Source organism: Pseudomonas sp. R4-35-07, from assembly GCF_003852235.1.
In the GTDB taxonomy this organism is placed as follows: Bacteria; Pseudomonadota; Gammaproteobacteria; order Pseudomonadales; family Pseudomonadaceae; genus Aquipseudomonas.
Genome location: NZ_CP027732.1, coordinates 2,917,497 through 2,934,088 on the forward strand (window position 1 = coordinate 2,917,497; position 16,592 = coordinate 2,934,088).

The 16,592-nt window shown below is 61.6% G+C and carries 11 protein-coding genes; 2 read left to right on the forward strand and 9 right to left on the reverse strand.

The genetic code is table 11. From position 1 onward, the window contains the following. Positions 1-20: 20 nt before the first annotated feature. The 9 genes from C4J89_RS13335 to C4J89_RS13380 form a co-directional block, all read right to left on the reverse strand. Positions 21-869, reverse strand: coding sequence for an alpha/beta fold hydrolase (locus tag C4J89_RS13335; RefSeq protein WP_164484538.1), 849 nt, complete (start codon positions 867-869; stop codon positions 21-23). A 117-nt stretch (positions 870-986) separates the two neighbouring features. After that, positions 987-2,003 carry an alpha/beta hydrolase gene (locus C4J89_RS13340; protein WP_124362804.1) on the reverse strand — a complete coding sequence of 339 codons (1,017 nt, stop codon included), beginning with the start codon at positions 2,001-2,003 and terminating at the stop codon, positions 987-989. A 244-nt stretch (positions 2,004-2,247) separates the two neighbouring features. Then, the gene (locus C4J89_RS13350; protein WP_124362805.1) at positions 2,248-3,000 is read right to left on the reverse strand and encodes an SDR family oxidoreductase; all 753 of its coding nucleotides are present in this window, start codon (positions 2,998-3,000) and stop codon (positions 2,248-2,250) included. Between the two features lie 53 nt (positions 3,001-3,053). Then, a complete protein-coding gene (locus tag C4J89_RS13355) occupies positions 3,054-3,584 on the reverse strand; it encodes a DJ-1/PfpI family protein (protein WP_124362806.1) in 531 nt (176 codons plus the stop codon). An 885-nt stretch (positions 3,585-4,469) separates the two neighbouring features. Continuing rightward, positions 4,470-6,083, reverse strand: coding sequence for an ABC transporter ATP-binding protein (locus C4J89_RS13360; protein WP_124414671.1), 1,614 nt, complete (start codon positions 6,081-6,083; stop codon positions 4,470-4,472). Then, positions 6,080-6,964: an ABC transporter permease gene (locus C4J89_RS13365; protein ID WP_124414672.1), complete on the reverse strand. Its 885-nt coding sequence runs from the start codon at positions 6,962-6,964 to the stop codon at positions 6,080-6,082. Before C4J89_RS13365 ends, C4J89_RS13360 begins: the two co-directional genes overlap by 4 nt. 3 nt (positions 6,965-6,967) lie before the next feature. Beyond that, the gene (locus C4J89_RS13370; protein ID WP_124362809.1) at positions 6,968-7,918 is read right to left on the reverse strand and encodes an ABC transporter permease; all 951 of its coding nucleotides are present in this window, start codon (positions 7,916-7,918) and stop codon (positions 6,968-6,970) included. Then, positions 7,915-9,528: an ABC transporter substrate-binding protein gene (locus tag C4J89_RS13375; protein ID WP_124416024.1), complete on the reverse strand. Its 1,614-nt coding sequence runs from the start codon at positions 9,526-9,528 to the stop codon at positions 7,915-7,917. The genes C4J89_RS13370 and C4J89_RS13375 overlap by 4 nt, the downstream gene beginning before the upstream one ends. Before the next feature lie 45 nt (positions 9,529-9,573). Next, positions 9,574-11,994: a TonB-dependent siderophore receptor gene (locus C4J89_RS13380; RefSeq protein ID WP_124414673.1), complete on the reverse strand. Its 2,421-nt coding sequence runs from the start codon at positions 11,992-11,994 to the stop codon at positions 9,574-9,576. 247 nt (positions 11,995-12,241) lie between these two features. Here C4J89_RS13380 and C4J89_RS13385 point away from each other — a divergent pair, with 247 nt between their 5' ends. Both C4J89_RS13385 and C4J89_RS13390 read left to right on the forward strand, forming a co-directional pair. Then, on the forward strand, positions 12,242-14,050 hold the full coding sequence (locus tag C4J89_RS13385; RefSeq protein WP_124416025.1) for an ABC transporter ATP-binding protein: 1,809 nt from the start codon (positions 12,242-12,244) through the stop codon (positions 14,048-14,050). Positions 14,051-14,327: 277 nt separating this feature from the next. Then, on the forward strand, positions 14,328-15,425 hold the full coding sequence (locus C4J89_RS13390) for an ABC transporter substrate-binding protein (protein ID WP_124414674.1): 1,098 nt from the start codon (positions 14,328-14,330) through the stop codon (positions 15,423-15,425). Positions 15,426-16,592: the final 1,167 nt, after the last annotated feature.

The window sequence follows — 16,592 nt, forward strand, 5'->3', positions numbered from 1 at the left end:
ACAAGCGGCGGAACAGGCGATCAAATGGCGACGCCACGCCAGAACTGGTGGAGTTCAGCACTGATGAATTCAGGCTTTTCCTCAAATACCCAATGTCCGCACTGCGCGATGACACCACCTTTTGCCGACAGCGCGATGTGTTTTGCCGAGGTAAAACAATGGTCGCCAAATGACACTTCGCCACCCCAGGCCAACACTGGGATCTTTAGCTTCCCCTTGGTCAGTTGCGCGGTCTGCTCCGCCATTTGCGGGATAGAGCCATAGTGATTCAGGCTGGCACGCAGGTTGCCCGGTTGGCGCATCTGCATGACGTAATAGTCGATGTCTTTCTCGGGCATTGCCGTCGGGTTGTAGGCAAAATCTCTGAAGAAGTGCCGCAGGTACATATCCTCCCGACCTTCAATAAGGGCACGGCTGATGTCCATGTTCATGTGCATGCTCAGATGCCAGTAGGGCACCCGCGGATCGACATAACCTGGAAAATCCAGGCCAAAAAAAGGTGTTTCGATAGTGGCCAACGACAAAGCGCGTTCAGCCGCCAGGTAGGCCAGGGCAACCGAAGGCGGACCTCCCAGGTCATGGCTGAGGATGTGGAATGTATGAGCCTGTTCAACCTCCAGCAGACCGAGCATGTCTTTAGCGATATTGATGGGGTCGTAACCTTGATACGGCTTATCGCTGTCGGCGAAGCCGCGGAGGTCGGGGGCGATGAACGTGTAATGTTCTGCGAGCCTGTCGATGACCGGCATGAACTCTCGATGATTTTGTGGCCAGCCGTGCATACAGAGGACCACGGGGCCTTTCCCGGCAACCACGTAGTTGAGTCGAACACCGTTAACGGTGGCGCGTTTGTGCGTCAGGTTGGTCATGGCGAGTGCCTTTTTTGTCCCGTCTGACCCGGGCCTTTCGAGCCCGGGAGCGTAAGGCGGGTGTGCAATGTGATGCATGCCGGACCCGGCCGGGTGAACGGCATGCGCAAGGCTTGCTTAGTTAAGGTGAGCCTTGAGTTCTGTGCCCGCCTGCCTCATGGCCGCCTTGACTTCCGGTACCTGGCTCAACGGGTTCAGCAGGCCATAGTCATGGATCATGCCGTTGTAGCGAACCGCCGTGACATTGACCCCGGCCGCGTCCAGCTTCTGCGCGTAGGCTTCGCCTTCATCGCGCAACACGTCCAGCCCCGCAGTCTGTACGAGGGCAGGTGGAAGTCCTTTTAACTGATCGATGCTGGCCTTGAGCGGGGAGGCATGAATTTCCGTCCTGGCTTTCAGGTCGGTTGTGTAACTGTCCCAGAACCAGGTCATCATGTTCCTGGTCAGGAAGTGGCCTTCAGCGAACTGCTTGTAGGTGTCCGTCTCGAAGTTGGAGTCCGTGACCGGCCAGAGGAGCAGCTGAAATCGAATTTTCGGAGTGGCTTTTTCTTTAGCCATCAGGCTCACGACAGCGGCCATGTTGCCGCCGACACTGTTACCGGCCACCGCCAGGCGCTTGCCATCCACGTTGATCTGTTTGCCGTTTTCCGCCACCCACTTGGTGGCCGCGTAAGCCTGGTTAATGGCGGTGGGATAATGGGCCTCAGGGGATGGTGTGTAATCGACGTACACCGCGACCGCACCGGAGGAGACGACAAGGTCGCGGATCAGGCGCGCATGGGTGGGATAATCCCCCAGGACCCAGCCGCCACCATGAAAGAACATAAAGACAGGAAGCTCGCCTTTGGCTTTTTCAGGCCGAACCACCGTCAGCTTGATCGTCTTGCCATTGGCGGTAATGGTCTTGTCACTCACCTCAACGCCCGATAGATCAACCTTTACCGAGTTTTGCGCGCCCGTCAGCACCGCGCGGGCTTCTGTTGGACTCAATTGCTCGAGCGGCTTGCCGCCACCCGCCGCCAGCGCATTCAGAAAGGCTTGGGTTTGATGTTCCGGTATTGGATTGCCTGCGGCCATTGCGGACCCGACCGATAGGGCGATCATCGCCGGCACTGCTTTCACGACGTGTTTCATGTTGCCTCCTGAAGCCATTGGTTTGTATGAAGCGTGTAAGAACGAGGGCGACTATCGGTGTCATCCGGCCAGCCTCGTATGGGGGGTTATTGGGCGAGATAACCGTTGCGGGCGAATGCGAAGCAGGCGGCTCGACCAATCCCGGTTAATGCTCCGGTCACAAGAACGACGTTGCTCATCATGGTTTCCCTTCTAATAAGACATGGCCACGTCAGGACGACGCAGCGCGTGAGCTGTCTCGACGTCAAACCAGTCGCGAACCTCCATCGATATTGATCGTGGCGCCGTTCATGAAGCCGTTGCTCATCAGAAACACCACGGCTGCACCCGCTTCGTCCGCCGTGCCGAGGCGATGCAGCGGCAGGGTTTGCTCCAGCGCGGCGACATAGCCATCGCGCGCATCGCCCAAGGCTTTCGCAAGGATCGGCGTGTTGATGGGCCCTGGAGAAAGGGTGTTGACCCGGATAGGTGCAAGTTCCAGAGCAAGGCCACGGGCCAATGCCTCCATGGCAGCCGATGCAGCGGCGAGCACCGCGGTGCCGTAAGCGTTTGGCCGATCTGCCAACGCACCTGAAATCAAAGTCACCGAGCCCTTTTTGGAAAGGCGATCGCCGAGAGCCCGCAAGGCATGTACCGACGCCCAGATCCGCTCATCAAAAGCGCGCTGCAAGTACGGGATGTCCGCTTCGAGGACTTTGCCGGCGACGAAGGTCCCTGCCAACAGCACCAAATGGTCAACCTGCTGTATGTCTGCCATTGCGGCATGGATCTGTTCGGGCCTGGTGATATCGGCCGCACGCCAGCCGTCCAGCTCATGGGTCTTGGCGGCCTGCTCTGCGCGTTGCGGATCTGAACCCAGAACAATGACCTTTGCACCCCGGCCCTTGGCCTGAATCGCGACAGCCAGGCCAATTCCGGAGGTCCCCCCAAAGACAACAATGTTTTTGCCTGCTAAATCACCGGTTAAGGCGTCCTGCGCGGAAGTAATAGAGTTCATGTCTTAATCCTCATACTGATAGCGGTGGTGTATTTTTGAAGTCTTGTCCGACGCTACTTGATGGTCTGCCGGAGGGACGTTCGGAGCCAGTTCGATACGGCCTGTGCAAAGGCTTCAACGTCTTTTCCATTGCCAGTGATGATCCACTTCAAGGCCACAACATCGTCGGGCATAAATATCGCGCCATAACTACTCAACTGGATCACCAATTCGACGGAGTTATTGATGGTTGCTTTTTTTCCAACCAAGATGCCTGCCTGGGCAAGCACTATTGCGCCAAGTCCAATTCCCGCAACCAACTTTCGGGCTTTATCGAATTCTTGTAGTTGAGCGATAACATTGATGTTATTCCACAAATACTCTTTAGTCCCCGCTCCCCCCATCACAGCGATGGCATCGAAACATTCACTGTACAGCTCTTCCAGATCTTGAGTCTTGATGTGTTCAAAAGTCATTCCGTGCGTAGTGCGTGCATCGACGGAGAAAATTTTCAGGTTATATTCTTTGCGCCATACACCCAGGCACGATAAGAGCATCGGTGCGTCTATACGTCTCGGCGGGATAATGATGGCTAAGCTTTTCATAGATGTATCCTGACGACCCAGCTAATTAAAGGTGCCGTATAAAAGTGCATATAGGCTATCGCCGTTATCTGTAGCCGCTGCACCGATTGCAGCTCTGGAGTGAGCATCACCCTGTCGCATTTAAAAATACAGGTGCGCTACGGATTAACACCTAAACTCTTGCGATGTAAATGCGTGCAGTCCAGAGTTTTAAAGGCGTAGCGGCATTAGCACTAAATTCATTTAAGTCCTAAATGCTGGCGTGCGTTCTCTTCTTCGCTGTTTGGAAATATGATCCAACTGCAAAGGGTTTACTCGTTGATCAATCTGCACGGTGACCCTTCCAAGGCGGCATGTCGTCAATTGAACATGTTAAGGAAATCCGTGAGGTGTTGAATGAGCGAGCCATCGGAAAAGCTGCAGGTGTTCGTAAGCTATAATCAAATCCGGGTGCAGTTCCATGCCTGTCCACCTCGGCCTTGGCCTGAACTACAAGATGCCCTCGATCGCCTCGCATCGTTGCCTGGGTGCGTTAATTACGCATTAAGCTATTGGACACATAGTGCATTCCAATGGTCGATTATGGGTGTATGGACTGACGAGGAAGACCGTGATCGTCATTACTGTAGTGAACAGATTCAAGTTCTTTTCAATTGCCTTATTCAGCAACATGCCGCATTGATCTGTTGCAGCGAGGGGCAGATTTGAGCTTTGTGGCGGGGAACGTCTGAGCGTCCTACATGCGGGAGAATAAAAGTAATGAGCTTCGAAAAGCGTTATCAACCTTATCGCGGCCCCGCAGCAGGATGGGGAGCTCTTTTGTCCGTTGCGAAATATTGGATGCGAAGTGGTAATGCAATGAAAAATGTCCGCGCGCTTCGACTGTGCTGCCGAATAAAGCGCCGCTCAGGCGGCGCTCGCGCTAGCGCGTTGGCCCGGGATGGCGCCAATCAGCTCACGGGTGTAATCGCTGGTCGGGCGGTTGAAGATGCGCTCCACCGAACCCTGTTCGATCACCCGGCCATTGCGTAACACCAGCACCTCATGGGCGAAGTTGGCGACCACCGACAAGTCGTGGGACACCAGCACGTAGGCGATACCCATGTCCCGTTGCAGCTCTTGCAGCAGTTCAAGGATGTGCGCCTGCACGGACACGTCGAGGGCGCTGACCGGTTCATCCAATAGCAATAGATCCGGTTTCAGCGCCAGGGCGCGGGCGATGGCGACACGTTGGCACTGGCCGCCGGAAAGCTCGCGCGGCAGGCGATCGAGGAAATTCACCGGCATATGCACGCGACTGATCAGCTCGCGCGCGGCCTGTTCCAGGGCCGGGCCCTTGAGCAAGCCGAACGACACCAGCGGTTCGACGATGCTGTCGAACACGGTGAAGCGTGGGTCCAGCGCCGCAAACGGGTTTTGTTGCACCAGTTGCAGGCGCTGGCGCAGCGGGCGGAAGTCGCGCCAGCTGAGGTCGGTGACGTCCTGTTGCTCGAACCACACCCGCCCGCGGCTGGGTTTTTCCAGGCCGAGGGCGATGCGCAGCGCGGTGCTTTTGCCCGAGCCGGACTCGCCGACAATCGCCAGAGTCTGCCCGGGGTAGACCTGCAGGCTCAGGTCCTCCAGCGCCACAAAGGTCGCGTCTTCGCCCTTGACCTTGGGCAGCGCGAACGTCTTGCCAACGTTCTGCAGTTGCAGGATCGGCGGCTGCGTCGGGTTCGGTCGGGCCAGTGGCGGGCGGCGCTTGGCGAACGCCGGCGCGGCGGCGATCAAGGCGCGGGTGTAGTCATGCAGCGGCGCGCCGAGAATCTGCCGGGGTGCCCCTTGCTCCACCACTTGCCCCTGTTGCATCACCAGGACGCGGTCGGCGCGATCCAGCGCCACGCCAAGGTCATGGGTGATGATCAGCAACGAAATCCCGCGCTCACTGACCAGCCGTTGCAGGTGGTCGAGGATCTTGCGCTGCACGGTGACGTCCAGAGCACTGGTCGGCTCGTCGGCGATGATCAAGCGTGGGTTGCCGGCCAGGGCAATGGCGATCAGCACGCGCTGGCGCATGCCGCCGGAGAGTTCATGCGGGTACTGGCGCGCGCGCAGTACCGGCTTTTCGATACCGACCTGTTGCAGCAGCTCGACGATATCGGCATCGACGCCGGGGTAGCGCTTGCCCTTGGCCAGGATCAGCGCCTCGGCAATCTGCTGGCCAATGCGCAGGGTCGGGTTGAGGCTGACCATCGGGTCCTGAGGCACCAGGCCGATGGTGCGCCCGCGCAGGCCGCGTCTCTGGCGTTCGCCGGCGTGGGTGAGGTTGTTGCCGTTCACCCACAGCTCGCCGGCGCTGATGGTTGCGCTGTCCGGCAACAGGCCGAGAATCGCGTTGGCCAGGGTGGTTTTACCCGAGCCGGACTCGCCGACAATCGCCAGCGTCTCGCCTTGGGCGATGGTCAGTGACAGCTGGTTTACCGCCAGGTTGCCGTGCCGGTAGCTGACACTAAGCTGGCGAACATCCACTAAAGCATTCATCGCTGAACCTCCTCGAACGTGCGGGCAATGTGGTTGAGGCTGAACACCACCGCGACCAGGAACAGGCCGGGCAGCAACGACACCCAGGGGGCGGTGATCAGAAAGTGCCGACCGTTGGCGATCAACGTGCCCCATTCGGCGGCTGGAGGCGCGGCGCCGAAACCGAGAAAACTCAGGCCGGCGGTGGCGAGGATGGCTGCACCGAAATCCAGGGTCGCCAGTACCGCCACTGGGCCCCACGCGTTGGGCAGGATGTGCCGCAGCAAGGTGCGGCCCCAGCTGGCGCCGCCCAGGCGTGCGGCTTCCACGTACGGCAGGGTCTTGACCCGCAGCACTTCGGCGCGGGTGGTGCGGGCGAATCCGGGGATAATCCCGACGCCCACGGCGATAGCCACCGGCACCGTGCCGAAGCCGATGGCGGTGACAATCGCCAGGGCCAGCAGCAAGCCGGGCAGGGCGAGCAACACGTCGACAAACCGCATGATCACCGCATCGATACACCCACCGGCAAAGCCGGACAAAATGCCCAGCCCGAGCCCGCCCAACAAGGCGATCCCCACCGCCAGCAAGGCCGCCAGCACTGACAGCCTGGCGCCGTAGACCACTCGGGTGTACAGGTCGCGGCCCAGCTCGTCGGTGCCGAACCAATGGCTCAAGTTCGGCGCTGTGAGTTTGACCGCAGGTGCGGTGGCATAGGGGTCGAAGCTGGTCAACCACTGCGGCGCCACGGCGGCCAGCAATGAAAACACCACAATCAACACCGCCAGGCTGAAACCCGGTCGCCGCAGCAAGGGCATTACCGCCGCCGTGGCACGTTGTCGGCGGGTGCGGCGTTGCCAGAGTGGGGGCGCAAGGCCGAGGTTTTGCTCAAGGATAGTCATGGTCTAGGACACCTTTGGCGTGTGGGAGATGCGCGGATCGAGCCACGGGTACAGCAAGTCCACCAGCAGATTGACCAGCACAAAGGCTGCCGCCGACACCGTGACAATCGCCAGCACCACCGGGATGTCCTGGCGCAGCACGGCCTCCTGGGCCAGGCGGCCGATGCCGGAGCGGGCGAAGATGGTTTCCACCAGCACCGCACCGGACACCGTGTTGCCCACCTGCAGGCCGATCAGCGTAAGAATCGGCAGCGCCGCGTTGCGAAACCCATGGCGCGCCTGCACCTGGCCACGGCTCAGGCCCTTGGCGTAGGCGGTGACGATATACGACTCCTGCCACACGCCCTGGAAGCTGCGCTGCAGCACTTGGGCATACACCGCCGCACTTGGAATCGCCAGGGTGATCGCCGGCAGTACCAGGCTTTCAAAGCCCCGGCTGCCGGTGGCGGGGAGCCAGCCGAGGCCGAAGGCGAACACCTGGATCAGCAACAGGCCCATCCAGAACACTGGCACCGAAAACCCCAGGGAAGGCAGGCGCGCCAGGGCTTTTTTCAGCGGTTGCCAGCGGATATAGGCGGTCAGGTAGGCCAGGCCGACACCGCCGACCAGCGACAACACAATCGCCAGGCCGGCCAGGGACAGGGTTTGTGGCAGGCGCTCGGCGAGCAACTCGGCGACCGGGCGGTTCAGCGACAGGGACTGGCCGAAATCTCCGTGCAAGGTGCCCAGTAGCAGGTCGACATATTGCTCGAAGAGGCCCTTGTCCAGGCCGTAATAGGCGCGTGCCTTGGCCAGGTCGGCCACCGACAGCGAATCGGCCTCCATGCCCGAGGCACTGAGCATGATCGACAGCGTGTCGCCCGGCAGCAGATAGAGGATGAAGTAGGTGATGCTATAGGCCCCCCACAGCACCAGCAGGGCCTGGCCGACGCGGCCGATCAGGTAGCGGCTCATGGCGTGCCGATCTCGATATCACCCAGCAGCGCGAAGCCCTCGGCGGTCCAGCGAAAGTTCTTCACCTTGGGCGACGTTGCGGCCTGCCACACGCGCTCGTACACCGGGAACGCCGAGCTTTCGTCGATCAGCAGGTCCTGCAGGTCGCCATAGGCGGCGGCGCGTTGTGCGCCTTGGGTGGCTGTAATGCCGGCATCGAACAAGCCCTTGGCTTTTTCCAGGGTGGCCGGTTCGTAGGTGTTAGTGGCCACGGTGGAGCTATTGGCGCTGCGCGGGTCGAGGATGGTTTGCAGGATGATCGGGTCGGCGCGGGTCATGTAGTTGATGGTCAGGTCGTAGTTGCCGGCGGAGTTGTTGGCCACCCATTCGGCGCGGGTCACCACGCTGAGTTTCAACTCGATGCCGACCTTGCGCAGTTGGTCCTGGATCAGTACGTCACCCGCGGTTTCGGCCGGGCTGATGTTGTAGCTCAGGCTCAGGCGCTTGCCGTTTTTGCTGCGGTAACCGTCCGCGCCCTTGGCCCAGCCGGCTTGATCCAACAGTTTTTCGGCAACTGCCGGGTCGTAGCCGAGCTTGCTGCCCTGGCTTTTGAAGTAAGGCGTGGTCACGTCGAAGATGCCGTCCACCACCGGGAACTCGGCGTTATACACGGTGCTGGCGTAGCTCTTGCGGTCGATGGACTTCTGCACGGCCAGGCGCACTTGTTGATCGGCGAGAATGCGTTCGCCACGCGTGTTGGGGTACAGGTTCAGCGCCGGGCCCGGCAGCGAGCGGCTCTGGATGGTCGCGCCCTTGGACTGGAACAGCTTCAGGTCGACTTCCGAAAACGGGTTGCGTGGCCACAGGATGTCGGCCTTGCCCTGCAGGAACAGGCCGTTGCGCACGCTCTCTTCGGGGATGTAGCTGATGTCGACGGCGTCCAGGTGTGCCTCACCCGGGTTCTTCATATTCGCCGATGGCCACGCATAACCCTTGCGTTTGGTCAGGTGCGCGCCGACTTCCGGGGTATAGCTGGCCAGCATAAACGGCCCGGTGCCGATGATCTTGCCCAGCGAGCGCTCCTTGACCGTGAGTGCATAGGACGCGGGCGCGAGAATTGCCAGGTTGGTGGTCGAGGTGGCTTGTAAAAAGCCCGCGTTGGGTTTGGCCAGTACCAGCTTGACGGTGAAGTCGTCGACCACTTCGGCGTGGTCATAACCCGCCAGGTAGGTGGCGCCGAAGGTCGCCGGAAGCTCGGTGGCCAGGGCCTTGTCGCTGTCGAACGCGGTTTTCACCGCTTTTGCGTCGAAGCGCTCGCCGTTGCTGAACGTCACGTTGTCGCGCAGGTGAAAGGTGTAGGTCAGCGCGTCGTCACTGATCTCCCAGCTCTTGGCCAGCCAGGGGATGATCTTGCCGGTGGCCGGGTCCTGGTCGGTGAGCGACTCGGCGACATTGCGCAGCAGCACGCGGTGTTCCAGCCAGTAGACCTGGAACGGGTCGAGGCTGACCAGGGTGGTGTTGTCGCCAAAAAATGCAATATTCAGGGTTTTGTTCGCTTGCGCCTGGTCACCCGAAGGTGAGCAGGCGGCCAGGCTGATCGCCAGGGCGCAGGGGGCCAGCAGACGGCTCATCAAGTTGGAGGTGTTCAATGGGGTGCCCTCGTTTGGCGATGTGAATCAGAAGTCGTAGGCCAGCTTTGTGTACCAGTAGCCGCCGCCCGGATAGAACGGCGGGTTGCCGTAAGGCGCCAGGCCCAGGTTGCTGTAGACGGCGTGCCGGTCGGGGCGCACGTCGAAGATGTTGGTGCCGCCGATGCTGACGGTGATGCTGTCGACGAAGGTGTAGCTGACGTCGAGGTCGGTGATCCATTTGGCGCCGAAGCTGCGATCCCCGGTGGGGTTGACCGCCAGGGTCTTGACCGCGCCGTAGCGGGCGGTTTGCAGGTTGACCGCGAGGTCCTCGACCTTCCAGTTCGCGCCGAGGATCCACTTGGTCTTGGGCGATGCCTGCGTGAGGTCACCCTCGCGGTCGCGGCCCACCAGGGTCACGCCGGAACCGTTCAGTGCGGCCGGGGTGTCACGGGCGCCTTCGATGGTGGTCTTGTTCCAGTTGAACCCGAGGCTCCAGCGCACGTCGCCCCAGGCATCCAGCGGCGTGGTGTGGTCGGCCACCACATCCAGGCCACGGGTGCGGGTGTCGAAGGCGTTGGTGTAATAGTTGACCCAGGTGCCGGTGGGCACCCCTTGGGCGGCGAGGATCGCGTTGACTGCGCCATTGCCCTGGTCATAGATATTGCTGGTCAGGGCGATGCGGTCGTCGATATCGATCAGGTAGGCGTCGGCGGTGATGCTGGTGCGCGGCGCGGGTTGCCAGGTGAGGCCCAGGCCGAGGTTGCGCGACTTCTCCGGTTTCAGGTCGTCGCCACCCAGCGCCTTGGCCAGGTTGCTGCCCGACGGGGTCAGGCGGGTGACTGCCGGAACCACGTTGCCGTTGACGTCGGTGGCCACGCGGTTGTCCGCCACGGTGTAGCCGATCTGGGTCAGCGACGGCGCACGGAAACCAGTGCCGACGGTGCCGCGCACCGCCACGCTGTCGGTCAGCTCGTAGCGCGAGTTCACCTTGAGGCCGAAGGTGTTACCCGAGTCATCGTCGTAATGTTCGACCCGCCCGGCCACATCGAGGAACCAGCGCTCGGTGAGGTCAAAGCCCAGGTCCAGGTAGCCGGCGTAGTTGTTGCGGATCAGGCTGACCTCATCTTCGGGGCGAATGGTCACCGCCGCCTGTGCGCCCGATGCCGCCGGGTAGGTGCCGGTGATGTAGGCCTCGGGGTCGCCGGCGAAGGTGCTGAAATGCTCCCAGCGATGCTCCAGGCCGGCCGACACCTGCACCGGCGACGTGAGGTTGAACAGGCTGTCGTAACGGCGGGTGAAGTCGAGGTTGTTGACCCATTGCTCGAAGCGGAAGGTCGCCAGGTTGTCGAATTGGGTCGGCGAGGCGGTGCCCAGCGACGGGTTGATATTCAGGTCGCTGGAGTGGTGCACATTGTTGCGCCCGTAGGTGGTGCTCAGGTCCCAGTTCCACTCGGCCACTTGGCCCTTGCCGCCAAACAGCAACTGGTAGTCGCGATCCTTGATGTTGTTCAGCGGAAAGTAACCGTCGGGGAACACCTCAGGCACCGCAGCGCGGCCGGTGGGCAGGCGCAAATAGTTGGCCGCTTCGGCGTCGCGCTCGCCGTAGGTGGAGAACGAATAAAGGGTCAGGTCTTGCAGCGCCAGCTCGGCGTTGTAGGCCAGGTTGAAGGCCTTGAGGTCGGGGTCGCCGTTCTTGATTGCCACTCGGTCCCAGGCCGCTTCCTTGGCCGGATCGTTGAACGCACGTACGCTGCTGTCGGCCTTGTCGTTCCAGGAGGCTTCGCCGCGCTTGCGCGCATCGGCCGAGAGGTGGAAGAAGCCGCCATCGCCGAGCTTGAAACCCTGGTCGCCGGCGACCTTGATGGTTTCGCCCTGGCCGGAATACAACTGGCCATAGCTGGTCTCCAGGTGCCCGCCGTTGTTGGTGGACTTGAGGATGATGTTGATCACCCCAGCCACCGCATCCGAGCCGTACTGGGCCGCGGCGCTGTCCTTGAGTACTTCGATATGGTCGACCGAGCTGACCGGGATCAGGTCGATGTCCACGGCATTCGCGCCGCTGTTGTCGATCGAGCCGCGCTGGCCGGTGGCACCGTTGTGGCGCCGTTTGCCGTTGACCAGCACCAGGGTGTAGGCCGGGCCGAGGCTGCGGTTGCTCAGCGGGCGGGTCACCGAGTTGTAGCCAGCGATATTGGTGCCGAAGTTAAAGGAGGGCAGCAGCTTGGCAATCGCCTCGGACAACTCGGCGCGGCCGGTCTTGAGCAACTGCTCGTTGTTGATCACATCAATGGGTGCCGGGCTGTCGGCCACGGTGCGCTCCTGGCCGCGCAAACCGGTGGAAATCACGGTTACCGTGCCGAGCTTGGCGTCCTCGGCGCAGACGGGCACCGCCGCCAGCAGCAGCGAGCTGGTTAACAGCGACAGGCGGAATTTTTTCAGCGGGGCGGGGAGAGAAATATCTGGCATATCGAGAGAGATCCATGTCAGGAGTACGTCCTCCGCCAGGCATGGGGTCGGTCTGTGAGGTGAAGATATCTCTATAAAAAACGGCGGGGAAAGTCTTTTTTGGAATAAGCTAATTATTAGATAATGTTATCTTTCGTCTTAATAAAATCATCTATTTTTATTATCTGGCCCTTGGATGTGCGCAACGTCATCGCCTGTCATAATCCACCCGTCTCACCCCAGCCCCCACACGGAGTCCATTCCATTGATGGTGCTGTTCAATCGATTGAGCGCGTTTTCCATCCAGGCGCGCAGGGCGCTGAAGCTGGTGTGGGGGACGTCGCGGCCCTTATTCATAGGCCTGCTGCTGGCAACCATCGTTGCCGGTCTGTTGCCTGCGCTGGCGGCCTGGATCGGCCAGCGTATTGTCGATGGCGTGGTGCACGCGATGCAAATTCACGCAGCCGGCAGCCAGGCGCCCGTGTGGCCAGTGATGCAATACGTGCTGGCCGAGGCGGGCGTGTTGGCGCTGCTGGCCGCCGCCCAGCGCGCGTTGTCAATGCAGCAATCGTTGCTGCGGGTGCAGTTGGGGGTGAAGGTCAACCTGATGATTCTGGAGAAAGCCCAGACCCTCTCACTCCTGCAATTTGAAGACGCCGAGTTCCACGACAAACTGGTGCGCGTGCGCCAGGGCGCGTCGACACGGCCGCTGAGCCTGGTCACCAAGGGCCTGGGGCTGGTGCAGAACCTGATCTCGCTGATCAGCTTTGCCGTGCTGTTAGTGCACTTTTCGCCGTGGGCGCTGGTGATTCTGGTGGTCGGTGCCTTACCGGTGTTCTTCGCCGAGACGCATTTTTCGGGCAATGCGTTTCGCCTGTTCCACCGGCGCGCGCCCGAGACCCGTCAGCAGAATTACCTGGAATCGCTGCTGTCCCACGAGACCCATGCCAAAGAGGTCAAGCTGTTCGGCCTGGCGCCGCTGTTCCTCAAGCGCTACCGCGACAACGCCCGGCGCTTGTACACCGAAGACCGCCAGTTGACGGTGCGCCGGGATGCCTGGGGCTTTGCCCTGGGCCTGCTGGGCACCGCGGCGTTTTATGTGGCTTACGCCTGGGTGGTGCTGGACACTGTGCGCGGCCAGACCAGCCTGGGACAGATGACCATGTACATCGTGCTGTTCAAGCAGGGGCAAAGCGCGATCACCGCCAGCCTCAGCGCGATTGCCGGCCTGTATGACGACAGTCTGTTTCTGTCGGACCTTTATGAGTACCTGCTAACCCCGGTGGTCGTGCCAAGTGGCCGGCTTACCCAGGGCGCGCGTCCTGGCGACGGTCTGCGCTGCGAGCACGTGGGGTTCAGTTACCCAGGCGCTGAGCGGCCGGCATTGACTGATATCAACCTGCACCTGGCGCCGGGGCAAAGCCTGGCCCTGGTGGGCGAGAATGGCTCGGGCAAAACCAGCCTGATCAAACTGCTCACGCGCCTTTACACCCCGCACGAGGGGCGCATTCTGCTGGATGGCAGCGACTTGCAAGACTGGGATGAACAGACACTGCGCCAGCGCACTGGGGTGATTTTCCAGGATTACATCCGCTACCAGATGACCGTCGGCGAGAACCTTGGAGTGGGTGACGTCGATGCGCTGAACGACCAGGCGCGCTGGCGCACTGCCGCAACCCAGGGGGTGGCCGCCGAATTCATCGAGCGCCTGAGCAAAACCTACGGCACACAGTTAGGGCGCTGGCTTGGCGGCCAGGAGTTGTCGGGTGGGCAATGGCAGAAAGTCGCCTTGTCACGCGCGTATATGCGCCAGGAGGCGGACCTGCTGATTCTTGACGAGCCCACGGCCGCGCTGGACGCCGGCGCCGAGGCGGCGGTGTTCGAGCACTTTCGCGAACACGCCAAGGGCCGCATGACGTTGTTGATTTCCCATCGATTCTCCAGCGTGCGCAATGCCGACCACATCATCGTGCTGGACGGCGGGCGAATCCTGGAGGAGGGCAGCCATCACCAGCTGATGGCGGCGGGTGGGCGCTATGCCGAGTTGTTCGATGTTCAGGCGCGGGGGTATCGCTAGGTCCCCGAGCGCCCGTCCAGTCCATGGGGGCAGTCAGCTCGATTTCGCGCGCAGCAGGTCTGTTGAGACTATGCTCACCCCCACCTCAGGCCATGTACTGGCTTCAGTTGTCGTCCGCCAAGGAAAGGAGTCTGTACATGTCTGGTTCTTCCTACCCGGTTCTATTGTTGCACTGGCCGAACGAGCAGTCCGGCCTACTGAAATGGCTTCATCGACAGGCTGTCGGCAGGTGTAGAGGGATGACTGTGGGTCAATCCCGGGCGCGATGGAGGACGGCATGAAGGCTCAACCGATCCACACAATCATGTGGCGCTTCGCCGGCTGCCTGGGTGGGCTAATGATGATTGCCGCCAATCCGGTCCAGGCCGCTGACGGTGGTGTCGCCGGCGGCCCTACCGCAAGCTATGACATTGCCTTCAGCAACTCCTATGCGGGCAGTGATTTTCGCAAGGTGATGGTGCGCAACTGGCAGGAGATTGCGCTCCAGGCGCAAAAAGAGGGTTTGATCGGTGAGGCTCCGGTGGTCAGCGCCAATAACTCGGCCTCGGAACAAGCGGCCCATATTCAGGAGATGATCGTCAACGGCGTCAACGCCATCGTCATCCTGGCCGCGTCCGACACGGCCCTCAACGGGGTGATCCGCGATGCCTGCAACGCCGGCATCGTGGTGGTGGTCATGGCCAGCCTGGTCACCGAACCCTGTGTCTATACGGTGGACTACAACTGGTCCGCCATGGGGCGCGTGGAAGTGGATTACATTGCCGAGCGCCTCAAGGGCAAAGGGACACTGTTGGAAATCCGTGGCATTGCCGGCGATGCCACCGATAAAAATATCAGCGACGGCATTCGCAAGGCCGCCAGTGACTATCCGGGCCTGAAGTTCGCCAAGACCGTGTACGGCAACTGGACGGAGTCTGTCGCACGCAAGGAGGTGGCGCTGGCGTTGCCATCGCTGCCCGACATTGATGCCGTTGCTACTCAGGGAGGCGACGGTTATGGCGCGGCCATGGCGTTCAAGGCGGCGGGGCGCCCTTTGCCGATCATCGTGATGGGGAATCGTCAGGACGAACTCACCCTGTGGCAACAGGAGCGCGATGCCAACGGCTACGAGACCGTCTCCGTTTCCGCTTCTCCAAGTGTCTCCCAGGTGGGGTTCTGGGTGGCCCAGCAGGTGCTGGCGGGCAAGCAGGTGCCGAAGTTCGTCGAAGTACCGTTGGTGCGTATCGATGCGAAAGACCTCGACGCCTGGCTCGCCAGCATGCCGGTGGGCGGCGCCGCCAATCCGCTCTACAGCCAGGCTTCCGTTGCGGCGATGATCGACGCGGCCGCCAACCATACGGCGCCGCCGGCGCCTTTGCCGGAAGTTGCGAAGTAGTGGCGGGCGGGGGGCGCGGCTGCGGGGCGCCATGTTGATATTCAAACCCGTCAGTGATCGGCCCATTGCCGTCAAAATTGGCTTGGCGGTCGCCGCCCTGGTGTTCCTGATGTTGACGGTGTCTCTGGTGAACCTCTACGGCCTGCGAGGCATGGTTCGCGCGGTGGACTCGGCCAGTCATTCCGCAGAAATTCTGGCGTCGGTCAACGCGGCCACCGGGCGGGTGGAAAACTTCATTGCCACCCGCGATCAGGAAAGCTTGTCCCAGGCCGAGGGCAGGGTGGCGACGGCTATCGCTGGCCTCACCGCCATTCCGGTGGCCGAGGCGGAATCGCTCAAGGGCAGTCTGGAGCGGCTCGCCGCCGCGATCGCCGCCTTGCGCACGGCGAGCCTGACCATGGATGGCGAAACGGAGAACATGACCGCCCATTACGGCCGGATGCGAGAGGCGACGACTCTCGTCGAACAGGGCATCGCCGCTGGGTTGAAGGCGGTCGACGCTCGCGCCGTTGAGCACCAGGCGCGGGTGAGCAACATCGAAAGTGCCCACCGCATCCTCGATGTCCTGCGCAACGGCGAACGGCTCATCACCGCCAACGTGGCCAGGATGCTGGTGACCGGTGACGGGGCCGCCGCCACTGCGGTGCGTAATGCCTGCGCGGCACTCCGGCCCGTGGTCGAACAGTTGCGCGAGGTGATGGGGACGCCGCAGGAGAGCGAGGTCCTCGACCAGTTGGCCGCGGCGCTCGCGGCTGCCAGTGTGGCGATAGAGCGTCTTGGCGAGGCACCCAGGCTGCGCGCAGAGGAAGTTTTGCGGCATCTCTCCGCCGTGGGGGATGTGGCCGGGCGCCTCGAGGCGCTGTTGGGTAATGTGGAAGGGGACGTTACCCATGACGCCAGCGACATTCAGGCAGCCACCGGTTTGCTGCACAATGCAGCGGCGTTATCCAAGCGTTTCGCCGAGCGTGTGGCGACCCTGGAAGCGCAGACCCTGTCGTTTCGTCTGTCACCGTCGGCCGAGATCGCCGGCGCCGTCGGCACCCTCCTGGACGAGCTACTCCGTCTCTCTCGGGTGCTTCCTTCCTCCGTGGGGCTGCAAGGCACGGCTACGCCGCTGACTGTCAACGAGCAGATTGCCGGCTACCGGGCGGCATTCGCCAGGTTCCA